The 14,717-nt window shown below is 35.0% G+C and carries 13 protein-coding genes; 9 read left to right on the top strand and 4 right to left on the bottom strand.

What is annotated here, in order from left to right; all coding sequences use genetic code 11:
• Window positions 1–381 precede the first annotated feature (381 nt).
• The 7 genes from OZD70_RS03705 to OZD70_RS03735 all read left to right on the top strand — a co-directional run bounded on the left by OZD70_RS03705 (window position 382) and on the right by OZD70_RS03735 (window position 8,838).
• Window positions 382–903 carry a cytochrome b gene (locus OZD70_RS03705; RefSeq protein ID WP_275020992.1) on the top strand — a complete coding sequence of 174 codons (522 nt, stop codon included), beginning with the start codon at window positions 382–384 and terminating at the stop codon, window positions 901–903.
• A 5-nt stretch (window positions 904–908) separates the two neighbouring features.
• Window positions 909–1,961 carry an NAD(P)H-dependent flavin oxidoreductase gene (locus OZD70_RS03710; RefSeq protein ID WP_275020993.1) on the top strand — a complete coding sequence of 351 codons (1,053 nt, stop codon included), beginning with the start codon at window positions 909–911 and terminating at the stop codon, window positions 1,959–1,961.
• A 91-nt stretch (window positions 1,962–2,052) separates the two neighbouring features.
• Window positions 2,053–2,328 (top strand): hypothetical protein, encoded by a 276-nt coding sequence (locus tag OZD70_RS03715; RefSeq protein WP_275020995.1) that lies wholly within the window; start codon window positions 2,053–2,055, stop codon window positions 2,326–2,328.
• Between the two features lie 28 nt (window positions 2,329–2,356).
• Window positions 2,357–3,130 (top strand): hypothetical protein, encoded by a 774-nt coding sequence (locus OZD70_RS03720; RefSeq protein WP_275020997.1) that lies wholly within the window; start codon window positions 2,357–2,359, stop codon window positions 3,128–3,130.
• Between the two features lie 101 nt (window positions 3,131–3,231).
• A complete protein-coding gene (locus OZD70_RS03725; RefSeq protein WP_275021077.1) occupies window positions 3,232–3,606 on the top strand; it encodes a hypothetical protein in 375 nt (124 codons plus the stop codon).
• Between the two features lie 44 nt (window positions 3,607–3,650).
• The gene (locus OZD70_RS03730) at window positions 3,651–6,005 is read left to right on the top strand and encodes a VirB4 family type IV secretion/conjugal transfer ATPase (RefSeq protein WP_275020999.1); all 2,355 of its coding nucleotides are present in this window, start codon (window positions 3,651–3,653) and stop codon (window positions 6,003–6,005) included.
• Entirely contained in the window at window positions 5,986–8,838 is a 2,853-nt protein-coding gene (locus OZD70_RS03735) for a hypothetical protein (protein ID WP_275021001.1), read from the top strand. Before OZD70_RS03730 ends, OZD70_RS03735 begins: the two co-directional genes overlap by 20 nt.
• Before the next feature lie 109 nt (window positions 8,839–8,947).
• On the opposite strand, the gene OZD70_RS03740 is transcribed toward OZD70_RS03735, so the two are convergent.
• Window positions 8,948–9,430, bottom strand: coding sequence for an SH3 domain-containing protein (locus tag OZD70_RS03740; protein ID WP_275021003.1), 483 nt, complete (start codon window positions 9,428–9,430; stop codon window positions 8,948–8,950).
• A gap of 70 nt (window positions 9,431–9,500) precedes the next feature.
• Between OZD70_RS03740 and OZD70_RS03745 the strand changes: the two genes are divergently transcribed.
• Both OZD70_RS03745 and OZD70_RS03750 read left to right on the top strand, forming a co-directional pair.
• Complete coding sequence (locus OZD70_RS03745; protein WP_275021079.1) at window positions 9,501–10,793, top strand: pyruvate dehydrogenase complex dihydrolipoamide acetyltransferase; 1,293 nt, start codon at window positions 9,501–9,503, stop codon at window positions 10,791–10,793.
• 79 nt (window positions 10,794–10,872) lie between these two features.
• A complete protein-coding gene (locus OZD70_RS03750; RefSeq protein WP_275021005.1) occupies window positions 10,873–11,793 on the top strand; it encodes a hypothetical protein in 921 nt (306 codons plus the stop codon).
• Window positions 11,794–11,947: 154 nt separating this feature from the next.
• Here OZD70_RS03750 and OZD70_RS03755 read toward each other — a convergent pair whose 3' ends face one another.
• From OZD70_RS03755 to OZD70_RS06005, 3 genes are all read right to left on the bottom strand, one after another.
• The gene (locus tag OZD70_RS03755) at window positions 11,948–13,141 is read right to left on the bottom strand and encodes a KAP family P-loop NTPase fold protein (RefSeq protein WP_275021006.1); all 1,194 of its coding nucleotides are present in this window, start codon (window positions 13,139–13,141) and stop codon (window positions 11,948–11,950) included.
• A gap of 3 nt (window positions 13,142–13,144) precedes the next feature.
• The gene (gene recR, locus OZD70_RS03760; RefSeq protein ID WP_375138160.1) at window positions 13,145–13,744 is read right to left on the bottom strand and encodes a recombination mediator RecR; all 600 of its coding nucleotides are present in this window, start codon (window positions 13,742–13,744) and stop codon (window positions 13,145–13,147) included.
• A 504-nt stretch (window positions 13,745–14,248) separates the two neighbouring features.
• Window positions 14,249–14,422, bottom strand: a complete 174-nt coding sequence (locus OZD70_RS06005) for a hypothetical protein (RefSeq protein WP_410543794.1) — start codon at window positions 14,420–14,422, stop codon at window positions 14,249–14,251.
• Window positions 14,423–14,717 lie beyond the last annotated feature (295 nt).

A 14,717-nucleotide genomic window follows, 5' to 3' on the forward strand; every position in this document is an offset into this window, starting at 1 on the left:
TCCTGCAAATTGGCGTACTATACTGTCTTAAACGACTTATAAGCGCGTTTCAGCTTGTGTAGGTAAAAACCTAGAAATATCGTGAAGACATAAGGTGCACATAGTGCAAAAAATTAAAAATAAGACGCCAACTACGTTGTTTTCTTGCTGTTTAATCTGCACAGATGAAGATAACTGAATACCTTCACTATCATGATAAGGGGGCTGGCGGAGGGTGTCAAGTAAGTTTTGCATTTAATCCGTTTCTATGGCTTAGGTGCCCTTGACTCTCGGCTGGGTCGAATTTGTATAGCTACATTGTCGGTAAATCTAAATTGCTTTAATAATTTTGATTGAAAAATAGTTTTTCTATTATATAAATGCTACTTTAGGGTAATCAAAATGGAAGACGATAAATATAGCCTAGGCTTAAGAGTTATCCATTGGTTGATGGCTGTTTTTATTATTGGTATGCTTTGCTCTGGACTTTATATGAAAAGCTTACCACTTAGCAATGAAATTAAGTTCAACATATACGCTATTCATAAGGCTTGTGGTATCACTATTCTTGGACTAATCATAGTACGCATATTTTTTCGCGTCTTTACTTATGTTCCACGACTTCCAGCAAATTTTTCTCGGTTTGTAATCAATGCAAGTAAAACAGTACACTTTGGTTTATATTCTTTAATGGTGCTAATGCCACTATCTGGCTATGTTATGTCTTCTGCTTCTAGCAAAAAGATCAAGTATTTTTTTCATATCCCTTTGTTGATTAATCAAAACAAAGATCTAGCTAACACGGCTAATTGGCTACATTCGATGCTTGCATGTTTTATGGTACTCTTTATAATCTTGCATATACTTGGCGCTTTGAAACACACATTTATAGATAAGCAAAACATTTTTAAACGTATGATATAGGTTATATGTTAAGTAGCCTCTGGAAAAAAGGAACAGATTTTCTTGGTAGTGAGTTTGCGATAATGGGTGGTGCTATGAGCTGGGTTTCAGAGAGAAACTTGGTTTCGGCAATCTCAAACGCTGGTGGTTTCGGTGTAATTGCATGTGGTGCAATGTTTCCAAACCTATTGAAAAAAGAAATCATAGAGACACAGAAATTAACTAACAAACCATTTGGTGTAAACCTAATTACTATGCACCCAAAGTTGAGTAAGCTGATAGATGTATGCATTGAAACGAAAGTGAGCCATATAGTGCTTGCCGGTGGACTACCAACAAAGCCTAATATAGAAAAAATCAAGAGTGCAGGCATTAAAGTTATGTGCTTTGCACCAGCATTAAGCCTTGCGAAAAGGTTAGTGAAAATGGGAGTAGATGCGTTAATAATAGAAGGAATGGAAGCAGGCGGGCACATAGGGCCAGTTAGTACTTCCGTTCTTGCACAAGAGATATTGCCTCATTTTAAAAATGAACAAACACCAGTATTTGTTGCCGGCGGAATAGGAAGAGGTGAAATGATAGTTAATTATTTAAAAATGGGGGCAAGTGGCTGTCAAATAGGCACATTATTTGTCTGCACTAATGAGTCAATTGCCCACAAAAATTTTAAGGAAGTGTTTATTAAGTCAGCTGCGCGTAATGCAGTGTCTTCTATGCAGATAAGTGCTGATTTTCCTGTAATTCCTGTAAGAGCCATAGCCAACAAAGCAAGTAATGATTTTATGAAGCATCAAAAAAAAGTTATTGATGAATACCAAAAGGGCCAGATCTCAAAAGAAGATGGGCAGCTTGAAATAGAAAAATTCTGGGCTGGAGCTTTAAGAAGAGCAGTAATTGATGGAGATGTTGAAACAGGATCTCTAATGGCCGGTCAAAGTGTTGGCATGGTTGATAAGGAAAAGCCTGTAAAAGAAGTGATAGACATGTTAGTTCAACAAGCGAACAATTATATCAAAAGCAAATCTGTAGAAGCAGCAAAGCAAATAGTTAACCAGCAAGCAAGTCATAATTATCTCTGAAAGAGCCCATTATAGGGCATAATTGCCCAGTTTTAATGTAAAATTAACGCTAAAGAGGTATCTATACATTTTATTATGTATGGAGGAGTCTATGCTAAATACTGTAAAAAATCCTGAGAGGATGTACGACATTATATTCGAAGCAGTAACAAAAAAGCGAGAAGCTGTGCAAGAAACTACCAGAACATGCAAACAGTTCTTCAAGCAGGGAGCTGATCCTCAGGTGTTGATTCGATTAGAAGAAGTACTAAGAGAACGACAAGATGAGCAGGCTGTCAGAAAACACTTAGAGTCATCCAAGCCAGGAGCTAGCCCTGAAGCATCAGCTAAATTAAAAAAATTAGCTAAAAAAAAGAGAAGATTATAAGTATTATATCAAGGACTTTCTTCCACAGTTGAAAAAAGAAATAACGCAATCAAAAAAACTAGACCCAACAAAAAGAGTGGAAATAGAAAAAATAATTATGGAACTAATAACTTTAGATGCTGTTAGCAAGAACGACAATAAAGATCATTCTGATAGCACCATGCAAAATCAAAATACAACTGCAGATGCTGTAGAAGTGCCAAGCGGTGCAAATACTTCTAAACTCAGTAGTGGTAGTGATTTAGATAGTGGAATAGAATCGCCTAGAACGAATGAAGAAAGTTTAGAATCACCAGTAAGTAGCAGAAGGAGGAGTTTAATTTTAGTAACAAGCACTTCATCTGAGGAAAGTTTAAACTCAACATTAAACTCTGTTGAAGAAGACAATGGTTTGCAACCAGAGGATGAAGGAGAGACAAAATTAGCACATCTGACCAAAACAAGGGCCAAAGGGCCAAGCGGACGAAGATCTCCTTCTAAACATCATGAGAAGAAAGATCCAATGCAACCCGAAGAAAAAGAGGAGAAAGCTGTTTCAAGCAAACAAGAAGCTTCTAAAGATATCCTATCTAAAAAACAATCCAATGATAGAAATCTTCACGTTGCACTTGCAGCAGGTTGTGCTCTTCTAGCAGTGGGATGTCTTGTTGCAGCAGCAATAGCAAAATCAGGAATATTGTGTGTCATAGGAGCAGTATTTGCTATAGAGGCAATAACTACATGGTATTTAACCCCTTCAAGTGAATTAACATCCACCAATTTGAGTCGTCCTGTTGATGATAAAGAGCTTACAGCATTGTAAAAATTAAATATGTGTTACTTGTAGTGGATAAGTGAATTCAGTTCTTGCCTATTGATATAAAAGTTGTTATATTTGAGGAATGTTTAAAGGGTATTTAGTTGATGTGCACTCAATTGAATAAAGTTTTGGTTTTTATAGCCTTATTAAGTTTCATTTTTGCATCATATTCTAGCGAAGCAAGTTCGGTGAGTGATGAATTAAAGGATGTACAAGAAACGGTAAAAATTTTTATTTCTTCATTTTCAATTAAAGATACTGTAGAAAATATGAGTCCTTCAACAATCATAGGGTTATGTATAGCTGCAGTGATACTTGCAGTAGTGTTCAGAGGTCTAATCTTTTTTATGATAATGTTTGGTGTACTGATCATGATGTTTGGTAGTACAGAAAAGGCAACAGACTACTTAAAAGAGAAATTTAATTTTGCAAAAGATATAAAATTACAATCCGATAGCGAAAAAAAAGATAAAAATTAAGATAGTATTTTTATCTTTTTTAATTATCTTTATTGAATACACATATGCAGCTAAAAGTACCAGCAACTAACCATAAGCTTGAGAAAAAGAACAACTTAGCATTACTAGAAAGCATTGATTTAGATTTTATTCCTTATGCTTGTCACTACGATGAAGAAACTATACTAACAAAACAGGGAGAATTGTTAAAAATAATCAAGTTAGAAGATTATTCTTCTGTTGATAACTACAGCGACCTTAGAACTGAAATTAGAAAAAGCATATCAAAAAATATTAATAGCCTATATTTTGCCGTTTGGATTCATACTGTCCGAAAGCGCAATAAATTGAGCTTAAAATGGAATAAAACTGAAGACTTCTCTGATAAGCTACATTCAGCGCGGTTTGATAAACTCACTGATAGTAAATTACAGTATATAAATGAATTATATATTGTAATATTGTTTAGCGATTTTGGTAAGCATACCAATAATTCATTTTTTTTTAATAGAATAAAGAATAAGCATAAGCTGTCTTTACAAGAAAGTCACCAGGAGTTGCAAAAGATAACTGACTTAATTCACGATGATTTAGGACCTTTTGGAGCTAAAAAACTGGGTCTAAGATTTAGTGAAGGTAAAATATATTCTGAAATGATAGAATTTCTCTACTATATTGTTACATTAACGCACAAAGATTATCCAATACATGAAAGGGACCTGTTGCAATATATTAGAAATTTTAAAATAGCTTTTGGTTTCAATACGTTTCAGACAATCTTTGAAAATCAACAGAAATTTGGCTCTATTTTCAGCATAAAAGAATACCGAGAAATCTCCTTAGCCAATATAGATAGGTGCTTACAGCTTGAATCTGAATTTATCATTACAGAAATAATGATATTTACTAGTAATAGTAAGGCAATAAAAGAATTTAATAAACAAATTAACATGCTGCAAATTAGTGAGGATAATACCTTACTTAAAAGCTCAGGAATTGAAGAAATAATAGAGCTTGAAAAGACCTTTAGTCTAGACTTCTGCCAACAGAAAATTATTTTTACAATATTTGCAGACGATAGGAATAAGTTAGCTGAAAGTATTGGTGATTTATCTTCTATAATGTCATTGATTGGCTTCATGATATTTAGAACTGATCTACATATGGAAAGTCATTTTTGGGCACAACTTCCAGGCAATTTTACCTTTATTGCACAACCGAAAAATATATTAGCAAAATATGCTTGCAGTTTTGCTATGCTGCATGATTTTACGTCAGGTACATTAAAAGGAGGAAGGTGGAAAGAAGCGGTAACAGTTTTTTTCTCAAAAGAAGGAAATCCTTACTTCTTTAATTTCCATGGAAAAAGAAATAATGGCCATACTACGATACTTGGAGCTCCAAATTCAGGCAGAACTTCACTCATTAATTTCCTATTATCAGAATCAAGAAAGTTTAACCCAAGAATTGTCATATTGGATAACACTGGAAAGTCGATAATTTTTACTAAAGCAGTGAGTGGTAAATATTATATAATCGATCCAAAATATAAGGACAAAAGCCTAAAATTTAATCCACTAAACATTGAAGATAGTGCTTCCAATCGCAATATGTTGGTTGAACTGATCAAAAGAATGGTAGCCGATACGAGCTTGGTGGACGTAGAAGAAAAGATAAGAAAAATTGTGGATTCCATATTTGCTATACCCAAGGAGTCACGTTCTATTGCGCAAATTTCTGAGGTGCTTTTGCTCCTCGGGGGTAAAATAAGTAGATGGTGTGAAGGTGGTGAGTTTGCTTACTTATTTCAAGATGGTAATGAATCAGATATTGACTGGGAAACAAAAATTATATCTCTCAACACCGCAAACCTCACAAAACGAAAAGAATGTATGTACGTGATACTTTACTATTTTTTATATTCTTTTGAGGCAAAATGTGATGGCTCACCTGCAATACTTGTTTTGGATGAAGCATGGGAGATAAGTAATATTTTTCCTACAGAGAAAGAGTTTGATAACTGGATGCAAAGAATGACGGAACTAAATATTGTGGTAATCCTAAGTACTGAAAATTTAAACCTCGCATTTGCTAGCAAATTTACTCAATATTTAGATAAACATGTTGATACAAGGATCTTGATGCCAAACGTCAATGCAAATAGATTATACATGAAGGCATTTTCTTTATCAAAAGAGGAGCTGAATATAATTCTGCAGACGCCAACACAGGAAGGTTTATTTTTGATAAAGCAGTATAAAGGGTTAGTAACTTTAAATTTAGATTTAAAGAATATGCAAGAAATACATGTACTTTCAGCTAATAAAGAGACTATAAAGTATATGTATGAAGCAATAAAAGAAAAAGGAGAAGAAGTTAATCAGTGGTTACCGGTGTTCTATGAAAAATGTAAAGCTTAATTTCTTATTGATATTCTTATTGACATTTGGTCCTTCGTATCAAGGATATGCTGATTGTCCCCGCTTTGTAGAAAGTAATACTTGGTGGGAGGCAATAGTTGGTGGCAATTGGGTGAAAGAAATTAAGGTAAAAGCAATAAAAGATCAAGGAGTGGATAGCTATTTTAATCCTAAGATTAGAGTATGTGCTTATGATGGAAAAAGTTACTGCTACGACTTACAAGGTGGGACATCCTGCCGCCAAATATATGGTACGCAAGGCACAGGTGCTGGAGTTTCGGCAGCAGTTTTTATCGATTGGGAAGGGGATAAAACAAAAGCTGGAGGAGAAATTGCTCAGGGTCTTGAATGGGAATGGGCAGATGGTGTTACTGATGAAGAGAAAATAAAATTTGCTAATTCCCCTAAGATATGCGCTTGCAGTCAAAAAGGGGCTTGTATGTCAGGAATTTCTTCATGGGGTTCTAGAGTATTTTCGGGTAAGAATATTTTTCGTCCTGGAGAGATGGAAAAAGTCTGTGATACCTGCTACCAAAAGAAAGTAAAATGTGCTCCTGTGCCACTTGCACCTAGCCTCCCTCCATTTTGTGAACAACTTGCAATGTCGCTTCCACAAGTTAGAATTGTTCCTATAACAGATAAAGATAATGATTACTTCAACCCTAAAGTTAAGGTAATAGCTGGTGATCTAATAGAAGAAGACGGAAAGATTGGAAAAGAATTAGATTTCCCTAAAGGGTATGGAGAAAATAAAGCTGAGTGGCGCTCTATTTTAGACAAAGATGGCATCACGTACTACTTCAAAACTTATAGAGAAAAAGATAAACTCTGTGCTAAATATCATGGAACTCAAGGTATAGATGAAAAGAGTCTGCAGTTTATTCGCTGTTTCCCGGCACCACCTGCTCCGGAACCTGAGATAGTGAAGGTAGCAAATGAAAACACGCTAGAAATAAAAATGAAGATGAGCGAGAGCACTTGTACTTATGAAGCACGTGGAACCTACAGTAATGGTTCCTGTACTTTTAATGTTACCAACCATCCTGTAAATATTGGCCCCCTATCTTTAAAAGTAGTAAAACCGAGAATAGTTGAAAGAACAACTAGTACTAGTGACAATAAAAGTAATATTAACGATATTATAGAAAATATATTTAAAAATAGTTCTCGATTTACAATTTTAGAACAACATGGTTACGTTCCCAATATTGGGATTGAGCTTCCTAATGGTGATTCTTGCAGTCTAACAAATCCTAGGGAACATAATCAATGTGAACTCACTAAGTTAGAATTAGATAATATGGGACAACCAAAAATAGAAGTGGGATATATGGGAGTAAAAAATCAAGTAAATTCTAACAGTAAAATGCTTTGTCTTTCTGGTTGGCAGCCAGAACCAGAGGAGTTTGTTCTTGAAAGAGAAGGTAAGGTAGTACCACTAAAATCAATGGGAACAAAATATATTGAATACAATTCTGTTTATTCAAAGGAATCAAATCAGTTCTATTATCTTCCAAGCAAGGAAATAGGTGACCTTTTGAAAAGACCTCAAAATCAGTTGGATAAAATAATATTTAATAAGCAAGGGTATGTTTTCTTCCCTGACGACAATAAACAGGAAAAGGGGAAATGCAGTTACTGTGTAAAAAGAAATGATGAGATAGACAATGCATTTAAATCTAGTAAAGGACTGAAAGTAGTATACAAATTGACGGATGTAGAACATAGAGAAAAATGTAATCAAGGAGATGATGGTTGCATCTGCTTTAATAGAACATGCAGCCGTTCAACACGATATGTAGACAAAGAAAACACTCAATCTTTTTATACAAAGATTTCACAAGATGCAAATGGCGTTGTCACGCAACAAGAAGCACCAATTAAAGCAAACAGAACAGAGGTCTTTTATGCTGATAAATTGTGTAGGTTCGATTTAGAAAGTCTCAAAAAGAAATTAAAAGAGATAATCAAGGAACAGCTGAAAAATAAGAAACAAGAACCGGAAAAAAAGAGCGAAAAGTCGCATGTTTTTGGAAGTGGAAATCATGATGTGGATGGCTCACAAATAACATCTAGCCATGTTGAAATAGAAGTGTGGGGATGTGGTGAAGCAGGTCATATAAAAGATACACCCGATCGCTGCAAATATTATGTAGATAGTGCCACCAAGAAGAATGCCTGTTTCACTGAAACTAGAGCAGGAATGCCAGGAGATTATATTAAAGCTAAATTGGAAATTGATCCTGATTATCCTATCATTGAAGTTAAAGTTTCGGAGGGAGGAGGTAACCAAGAATCTAGATACACAGATAAGGATGGGGAGCCTATTTTTGTAAGAAAGTGTAGTGTAGGCAAACAAGAGTGCAAGGATTTAGTCACTATGGGAGGTGGAGGTATCTATAAAATGTATCCGGATAGGGATAATTATACGAATTATACAGATTATACGGAAACAATAATTGATGATAGTGTGAAATTAAAAGAAAAAATCACAACAACAGGATTGCGGGTTACTGAAGATAATAGGATAGCATATATAGAAAATGGTGAAATCAAGTATGAAACAGTAAAGTGTAGCAAGGGTTTTAGAAGCAGTAAACCTGGTGCAGGTGGTTGCATTGATAAAGGAATTTATGGTAAAGGCTCTGCAGGGCAGGTGAAGGTAACGCCTATTATAAAGGGATTTGACATAAACATAATAAATGATGCTATTGAAAAAATGATAGGAAATCGATATGATCCCGGGGAGGTTAGGGATTTTTCGAGGAGTGAGTTTGACACGAGTTTAACTAAGATGATTGAAGAGGAACTCAAAAAAGAATTGTTAAGGTAAAAAGATATAGCTCTGAAAATTATGCTCTCGTTTTAATAATTAATTAAAGTAAAGCATGTAGTAAATGGTGTATCTTAACAAAAAGGTATAACGAATGTAGGAGGGTGCTTTATTCAACCCCATATATATGTTTTTTTTGTACCCATGCTTTGCGTTTCGATGAGGACAGCAAACACCATTTTTCACTGCATTTTTTTATTTCTATTACAACAAACTTGTCTATTTTCATAGTAATCTTGCTGTCTACACTCTGTTTTTGATATCCATAAGTATCTTCTTTTATCATTGCGTGGTGCTTATCACTAAGCAGATTGCCTTTTATCCATCCGCAGTCTTCATCTATATCGCAGACCTTTTTCCAACTCTCAAACTCTTCTATCACTTTCAGAGGCAGATTTTTGCAAGTGTATCTCCATTTTACAGGATAATGAAACCCTGGCCCCGTTCTCATGTTGATTTTATTTGATTTGGTTGAAACAAAGGTATTAGCAAACAAGCTATGGCTAAATAATAAAAACAATAGGATAATAGTACTGCCCAGTGTCAAGCACTGGGATGACATGAGGGATAGTGTAACAGACTTATTCATCATAATTCACGATTAGATTGACATAAGATAAAGAGTAAATTAAAAATTGAATAGATCTTTAAATGCAAAATCAATGCCTATAGAAATATTAATGCCTGCTCTTTCACCAACAATGAGCAAAACTGGAGGAAAAATTGTCAAGTGGCATAAAAAAGAACAAGACAAAGTTGAAGTAGGTGACGTAATTGCTGAGATAGAGACTGATAAAGCCATAATGGAGTTTGAATCTGTAGATGAAGGAGTTTTAGCAAAAATTTTAGTAACAGAAGGAACAAGTGGCGTGCCTGTAAATCAACCGATAGCTTTAATGCTGGAAGAAGGAGAAGATAGCAGTGTGCTTAATAACTATACCTCAACTTCCATCAATAGTGCAGTTAAAAAGGAAGTGGCAAAAAGTGCTGTTGATAATCAAAAATCAGAATACCAAGATTTAAATGGAAAGCCAACAAGTCATTCTTCGGTGTCATTCCAGCGCGTGACCAGAAGAAAAGAACCAGTGTCAGCTACTCAGATGACAGAGGGTTATGTAGAAGGTATAATAAAAATAAGCCCATTAGCTAAGAAAATAGCTCAAAATGAAGGGGTTAATGTGCAGCAATTAAAAGGTACAGGTCCATACGGTCGCATAATTAAGGCTGATGTGTTGGAGTTTTTAGACAGTGGTATACGCACTAAAAGTCCTGAGAAAGATACCATAGTTGAAGTAAGTAATATGCGCCAAGTGATAGCACAGCGCCTGACTGAATCCAAACAGAATGTTCCACATTTTTATTTAACTGTAGACTGCCAGGTTGATAAGTTAATATCGTTAAAAAACGAGATTAGCTCAGCAGATGAAAATAACAAAGTAACAATTAATGACCTAATCATAAAAGCTGCAGCTTTCAGCATGAAAAAATTTCCTGATATAAATTCTTCGTGGATAGATAATAAAATACTTAAATACTCGAATGTAGACATTTCAATCGCTGTGGCACTTGAAGATGGGCTAATTACTCCTATAGTAAACAATGCTGATAAAAAGGGTATTTTATCTATATCAAAAGAAGTGAAAGATTTAGTAAGCAGAGCAAGATCTGGAAAATTAAGGCCAGAAGAATTTCAAGGAGGTGGGTTTACTATTTCCAATTTAGGAATGTTTGGTATAAAAGCCTTCAGTGCTATAATCAATCCGCCGCAATCTTGCATTATGGCAGTTGGTGCATCCAAAAAACAACCAATTGTTATGAATGAGAAAATAGAGATAGCAGAAATAATGACAGTAACACTTTCTGTTGACCATAGAGCAGTTGATGGGGCACTCGGAGCAAAGTTTTTAAATGCCTTTAAGCATTATATAGAGAGTCCTCTGGCGATGCTTATTTGAAACCTATTAGCATCGTTATTACAAAATTAATACCTCTTAGTTTATACTTTTATTAGTTGATAGATTTAGAGGTAAAAACATGACTTATACAAAAATAGAAAAACGCAATATATCTTTTTATGATGCAAAATTAAAATTTTCAAACAACGGGCTTCAAACAGATTCTTCGTCCAATGAGTCAATAGACTCTATTGGTAAGAAATTTAAGTATGAAGTAAAACTTCCAGGTGTTATTCACACTACAGCAAGAAAAAATAACGTTGGGGACGGATTTAATGAGCTAAATGCAAGAAAGGAAGCTAATTTTGTTGCTCCAGAGCTTAGCGTTGCAAAAAAGAAGAAAGTTACTTTTGCAAATCCAGAGGACCATATTATTCCAACTCCTACTCGTTCTGAATACATGATGCAAAAGGAAAGAGAAGCAAAAAAGTCAAACCCTTTTAAAACACTGATGAAAACTATGCCAGTGTACAAAAATGTTGATGACACATTTCCAGAACTACCAGCATGTGCATACAAGCCAGCACTGTTTCCAAAACCATCAAAAGAGAAAGTAAGAGAAGCTTTGGATAGAATGCGTAATAATAGCAAAGCTAGCAGTTCTGCAAGTGTTGAAAATGATACGCTGAAAATCTCTAGTTTAAATGATGTATTTGCTTCTCATCCAACATACAAAGGTAAAAAGCGCTTTAGTCCATTGTTGCGCAATAATGCTGAAGTGTATGGCAATATAACTTCTGGTACCAAACCTTACTCAATCACAGAAAAGTGCATGGTAACACACGATGGCAATGCGCTTGAAGCAGAAATGGAGAGAAAGCATGGATTTCAATCAGATCCAAGTATTAAGCATGTAAAGGCTGATACGGCAACGTGCTCTATTACTAAAGGTAATGATAAAAGAGATATCAGACCTGATGCTTCATATGAACAGCAAGAGCCTTTATCAGATATATCTAAAGTTAATGTGAAGGAATTAGCAAATAAATTCCGCGGTTAAAATTTCTGCATTAAGGGCACAACTGTACGAACATTATGATACAAGAGACCAAGAAAGATGTCATCCCAGTGCTTGACACTGGGATGACATCTTTCATTACTAAAATTACCTGCAAGTGACAATATTCATACACTAAACATCAAAGACAGGGGTTTTAAAACAAAATGTTCTTTATTTGTTTTATACTTTCTGAATCTTTCTTTTTGAAGGTAGCCTCGAGAGAAATTTTAAGCTTTTCCCATTCTTTTTGACTATTTAGACTCTCAATCTTCTCCAGTGCTTTCTCATGTGATGAATATAATTCCTCATACAAATCAGCATTTACTGACTGTAATATTACTAAAAATGTAAATAAATTCGGATCAAGTAATTCTTCTTTTACATAACATAGCTTAATTTTCTTTACACAGTATTGTATTGCTTTTAATGATAACGAGAAGCTTTCTGCATAAAACATAAAGCTATCTATAATTAAGCTTTTTGATTTTTTTGGCAATTCAACATCTTGAAACAGCTTTCTTGTAAACTGCCCTATTGATTGTTTTGGCAAGTGCAAAGCGAGATCAGTAAAAGATTTCAAGCTAAAATTTGGTCCAAGTATTGTGCTAATTGCTCTTTGCACATTGCTCTTATCTCTACTAACAGAAATAATGAAAACAAGCCCCTCCACATCAAGCATATACTTTATAGATTCCAAAAAATCGACAACGAATTTAGGGCGGCACACATCAAGATTATCCACCATTATATAAATGTTTTTGTCTTTTCTAATTCTATTAACTACCTTTGCCAATTGTGTTTTAAAATCCTTAATGTTTTCTTCTCTTCTTTGAAGAGTATTCAACTCTCTCAGTACAGAACCAATATCTTTCCTATCAGCCTCTTTTGTAGCGTCAAGCAATACGGAAAGCATAGCAAGTGGAGATTTACTGATCAGCTTTCCTAGTGTGTTTAGAGAAAATAGTTCTTGGTTTATGTTCTTGAACTGTTGTATAACGCTTCTTTTTACTTCATATGATGCAAATAAATCTTCAAATAGAAAATTTAAAAAAGAAGGAAGTGGTTGATCCAGTGCATTGATATCCCATGCGTTATAGTAAGCTGCAATTTCATTTTGCTGTTTTAACTCTTTTACCCACTTTTTCAGAAAAAACGTCTTACCCCATCCATCATATCCTTCTAAAGATATTATTGTAAAAGACTGATCAATTGTTTTAATTATGGTGTTGAATTTACCTGAAAATTGCTTATAGTTTAGACGGTCATTTTCCCAAGCCACCACTTTAAGCGGTGGCGCTGTTTCTTTCTTCTTGAACGTTACTAACGATACAAGTTTTTTTAAGCACATACCTTATTTTATATTTAACTCATATTCTTGTCTTGAAGTGAGGGCTGCTTTTAACGTTCCTTCATCTAGATAGTCAATTTCTCCACCCATTGGTATGCCACAAGCAAGGCGCGATATTTTCACATCCAAATTTTTTAGCAATTCAATTATATATTGTGCAGTAACTTGACCCTCTAATGTCGGATTAATTGCGATAATTATCTCTTCAATTTTAGACTCTGCCACTCTTTCCAGAATAGTATCAAGGTTAAGTTCTTTTGGACCTATGCCATTTATCGCAGACAATCTGCCCCCCAAAACATGGTATAAACCTGAATATATATTTCCTTTTTCAAACGCCCATAGATCACCTAATTCTTCTACTACACACAGTAACTTAGTGTCACGTTTTGGGTTAGTACAAATAGAACAAGGTGATTTAGTATCTAGATTTCCGCAAATCTCACATTCTACTATAAGATCTGCTAGCTCTTTAATCAAAGATACAAGTGGTAGCATAACTTTCTCTTTGTTTTGGAGTAAATGTATAACCAACCTGCGTGATGATGATGGTCCTAAACTTGGCAATTTAGAAAAAGCATGAACTAGATTCTTTATGTTAATGTTCATTCAATAAATTCAGAATAGTTCATCAAATGGTAACATCAAATCCTTTGTAAAGAAAGTGGTAAGTTTCTATTGATCCCACTTTGATTAGCTATAGAAAAAATTTTTTATTCTAATGCAAAAAATTACTTCCGCATACTTAAAGCCTGATTATAATAGACTTCTTGCATAACCAAAACTAAGTAGAAAAAAGGTATAGCTATACCGCCGCGGTATCTCTAGATCTCGCTGCGGGATGACGATTGTCAGGGCCAGCGCCTCTATGATGTCATCCCAGTGCCCAGACACTGGGATCCCGGAAACTTAATTGCAAGTAATGCATTGGGTTTGGTGAATATGGGTTTTGCGTTATAAAATGAAGCACTTTTTGTGAATTTGTAAAGAAAGCTGGATCCCAGTGTCTGGGCACTGGGATGACACCCTGTAGCCCTACGTCATACCGTCACGGTATCTCAGCCGCTAACACGTAGCGGTATGATGATTCTTCAAATCGTCAAGGTGTCATCCAAGTAGCCTTCTCTTCCTGTCATCCCAGTGCTTGACACTGGGATCCAGAAGACGTAATTTCAACCAAGTGGCTGCATAATAAAGGCTGGATTCCAGTGCCAAGCACTGGGATGACATCACAGGGGCACTGGAATGACACCTCTCTTGGGCTCTTTTAGCTATAAACATTAAGAAATTTACCAAACGAAAAAAAAGGCAAAAAAAGCCCCGGTTAATATCTATTTTCAGTATTTGGCGTTTTTTAAGTCTTAAACACTGCAATTTAGCTGCTTTTAAGTGCAACTAACCTTAGCTAAAATATTTAAGAAATTTACTAAGCAGAAAAAAAGGCAAAGAAATCCCGTGGTAATTAGTGTTCACTCCCTAATCCTGCAAATTGGCGTACTATACTGTCTTAAACGACTTATAAGCGCGTTTCAGCTTATATAGGTAAAAACCCAGAAATGTTGTGAAGACATAAGGT

This window comes from Wolbachia endosymbiont of Drosophila tsacasi, assembly GCF_028982115.1.
Classification (GTDB): Bacteria; Pseudomonadota; Alphaproteobacteria; order Rickettsiales; family Anaplasmataceae; genus Wolbachia; species Wolbachia pipientis_B.

What these genes read in the sequence shown, in the direction of transcription:
- OZD70_RS06005 (WP_410543794.1), bottom strand. Translation starts at nt 14,422, where the DNA reads ATGTTTATAGCTAAAAGAGCCCAAGAGAGGTGTCATTCCAGTGCCCCT.
- OZD70_RS03705 (WP_275020992.1), top strand. Translation starts at nt 382, where the DNA reads ATGGAAGACGATAAATATAGCCTAGGCTTAAGAGTTATCCATTGGTTG.
- OZD70_RS03715 (WP_275020995.1), top strand. Translation starts at nt 2,053, where the DNA reads ATGCTAAATACTGTAAAAAATCCTGAGAGGATGTACGACATTATATTC.
- OZD70_RS03755 (WP_275021006.1), bottom strand. Translation starts at nt 13,141, where the DNA reads ATGTGCTTAAAAAAACTTGTATCGTTAGTAACGTTCAAGAAGAAAGAA.
- OZD70_RS03740 (WP_275021003.1), bottom strand. Translation starts at nt 9,430, where the DNA reads ATGATGAATAAGTCTGTTACACTATCCCTCATGTCATCCCAGTGCTTG.
- OZD70_RS03710 (WP_275020993.1), top strand. Translation starts at nt 909, where the DNA reads ATGTTAAGTAGCCTCTGGAAAAAAGGAACAGATTTTCTTGGTAGTGAG.
- OZD70_RS03725 (WP_275021077.1), top strand. Translation starts at nt 3,232, where the DNA reads ATGTGCACTCAATTGAATAAAGTTTTGGTTTTTATAGCCTTATTAAGT.
- OZD70_RS03730 (WP_275020999.1), top strand. Translation starts at nt 3,651, where the DNA reads ATGCAGCTAAAAGTACCAGCAACTAACCATAAGCTTGAGAAAAAGAAC.
- OZD70_RS03735 (WP_275021001.1), top strand. Translation starts at nt 5,986, where the DNA reads ATGAAAAATGTAAAGCTTAATTTCTTATTGATATTCTTATTGACATTT.
- OZD70_RS03750 (WP_275021005.1), top strand. Translation starts at nt 10,873, where the DNA reads ATGACTTATACAAAAATAGAAAAACGCAATATATCTTTTTATGATGCA.
- OZD70_RS03745 (WP_275021079.1), top strand. Translation starts at nt 9,501, where the DNA reads ATGCCTATAGAAATATTAATGCCTGCTCTTTCACCAACAATGAGCAAA.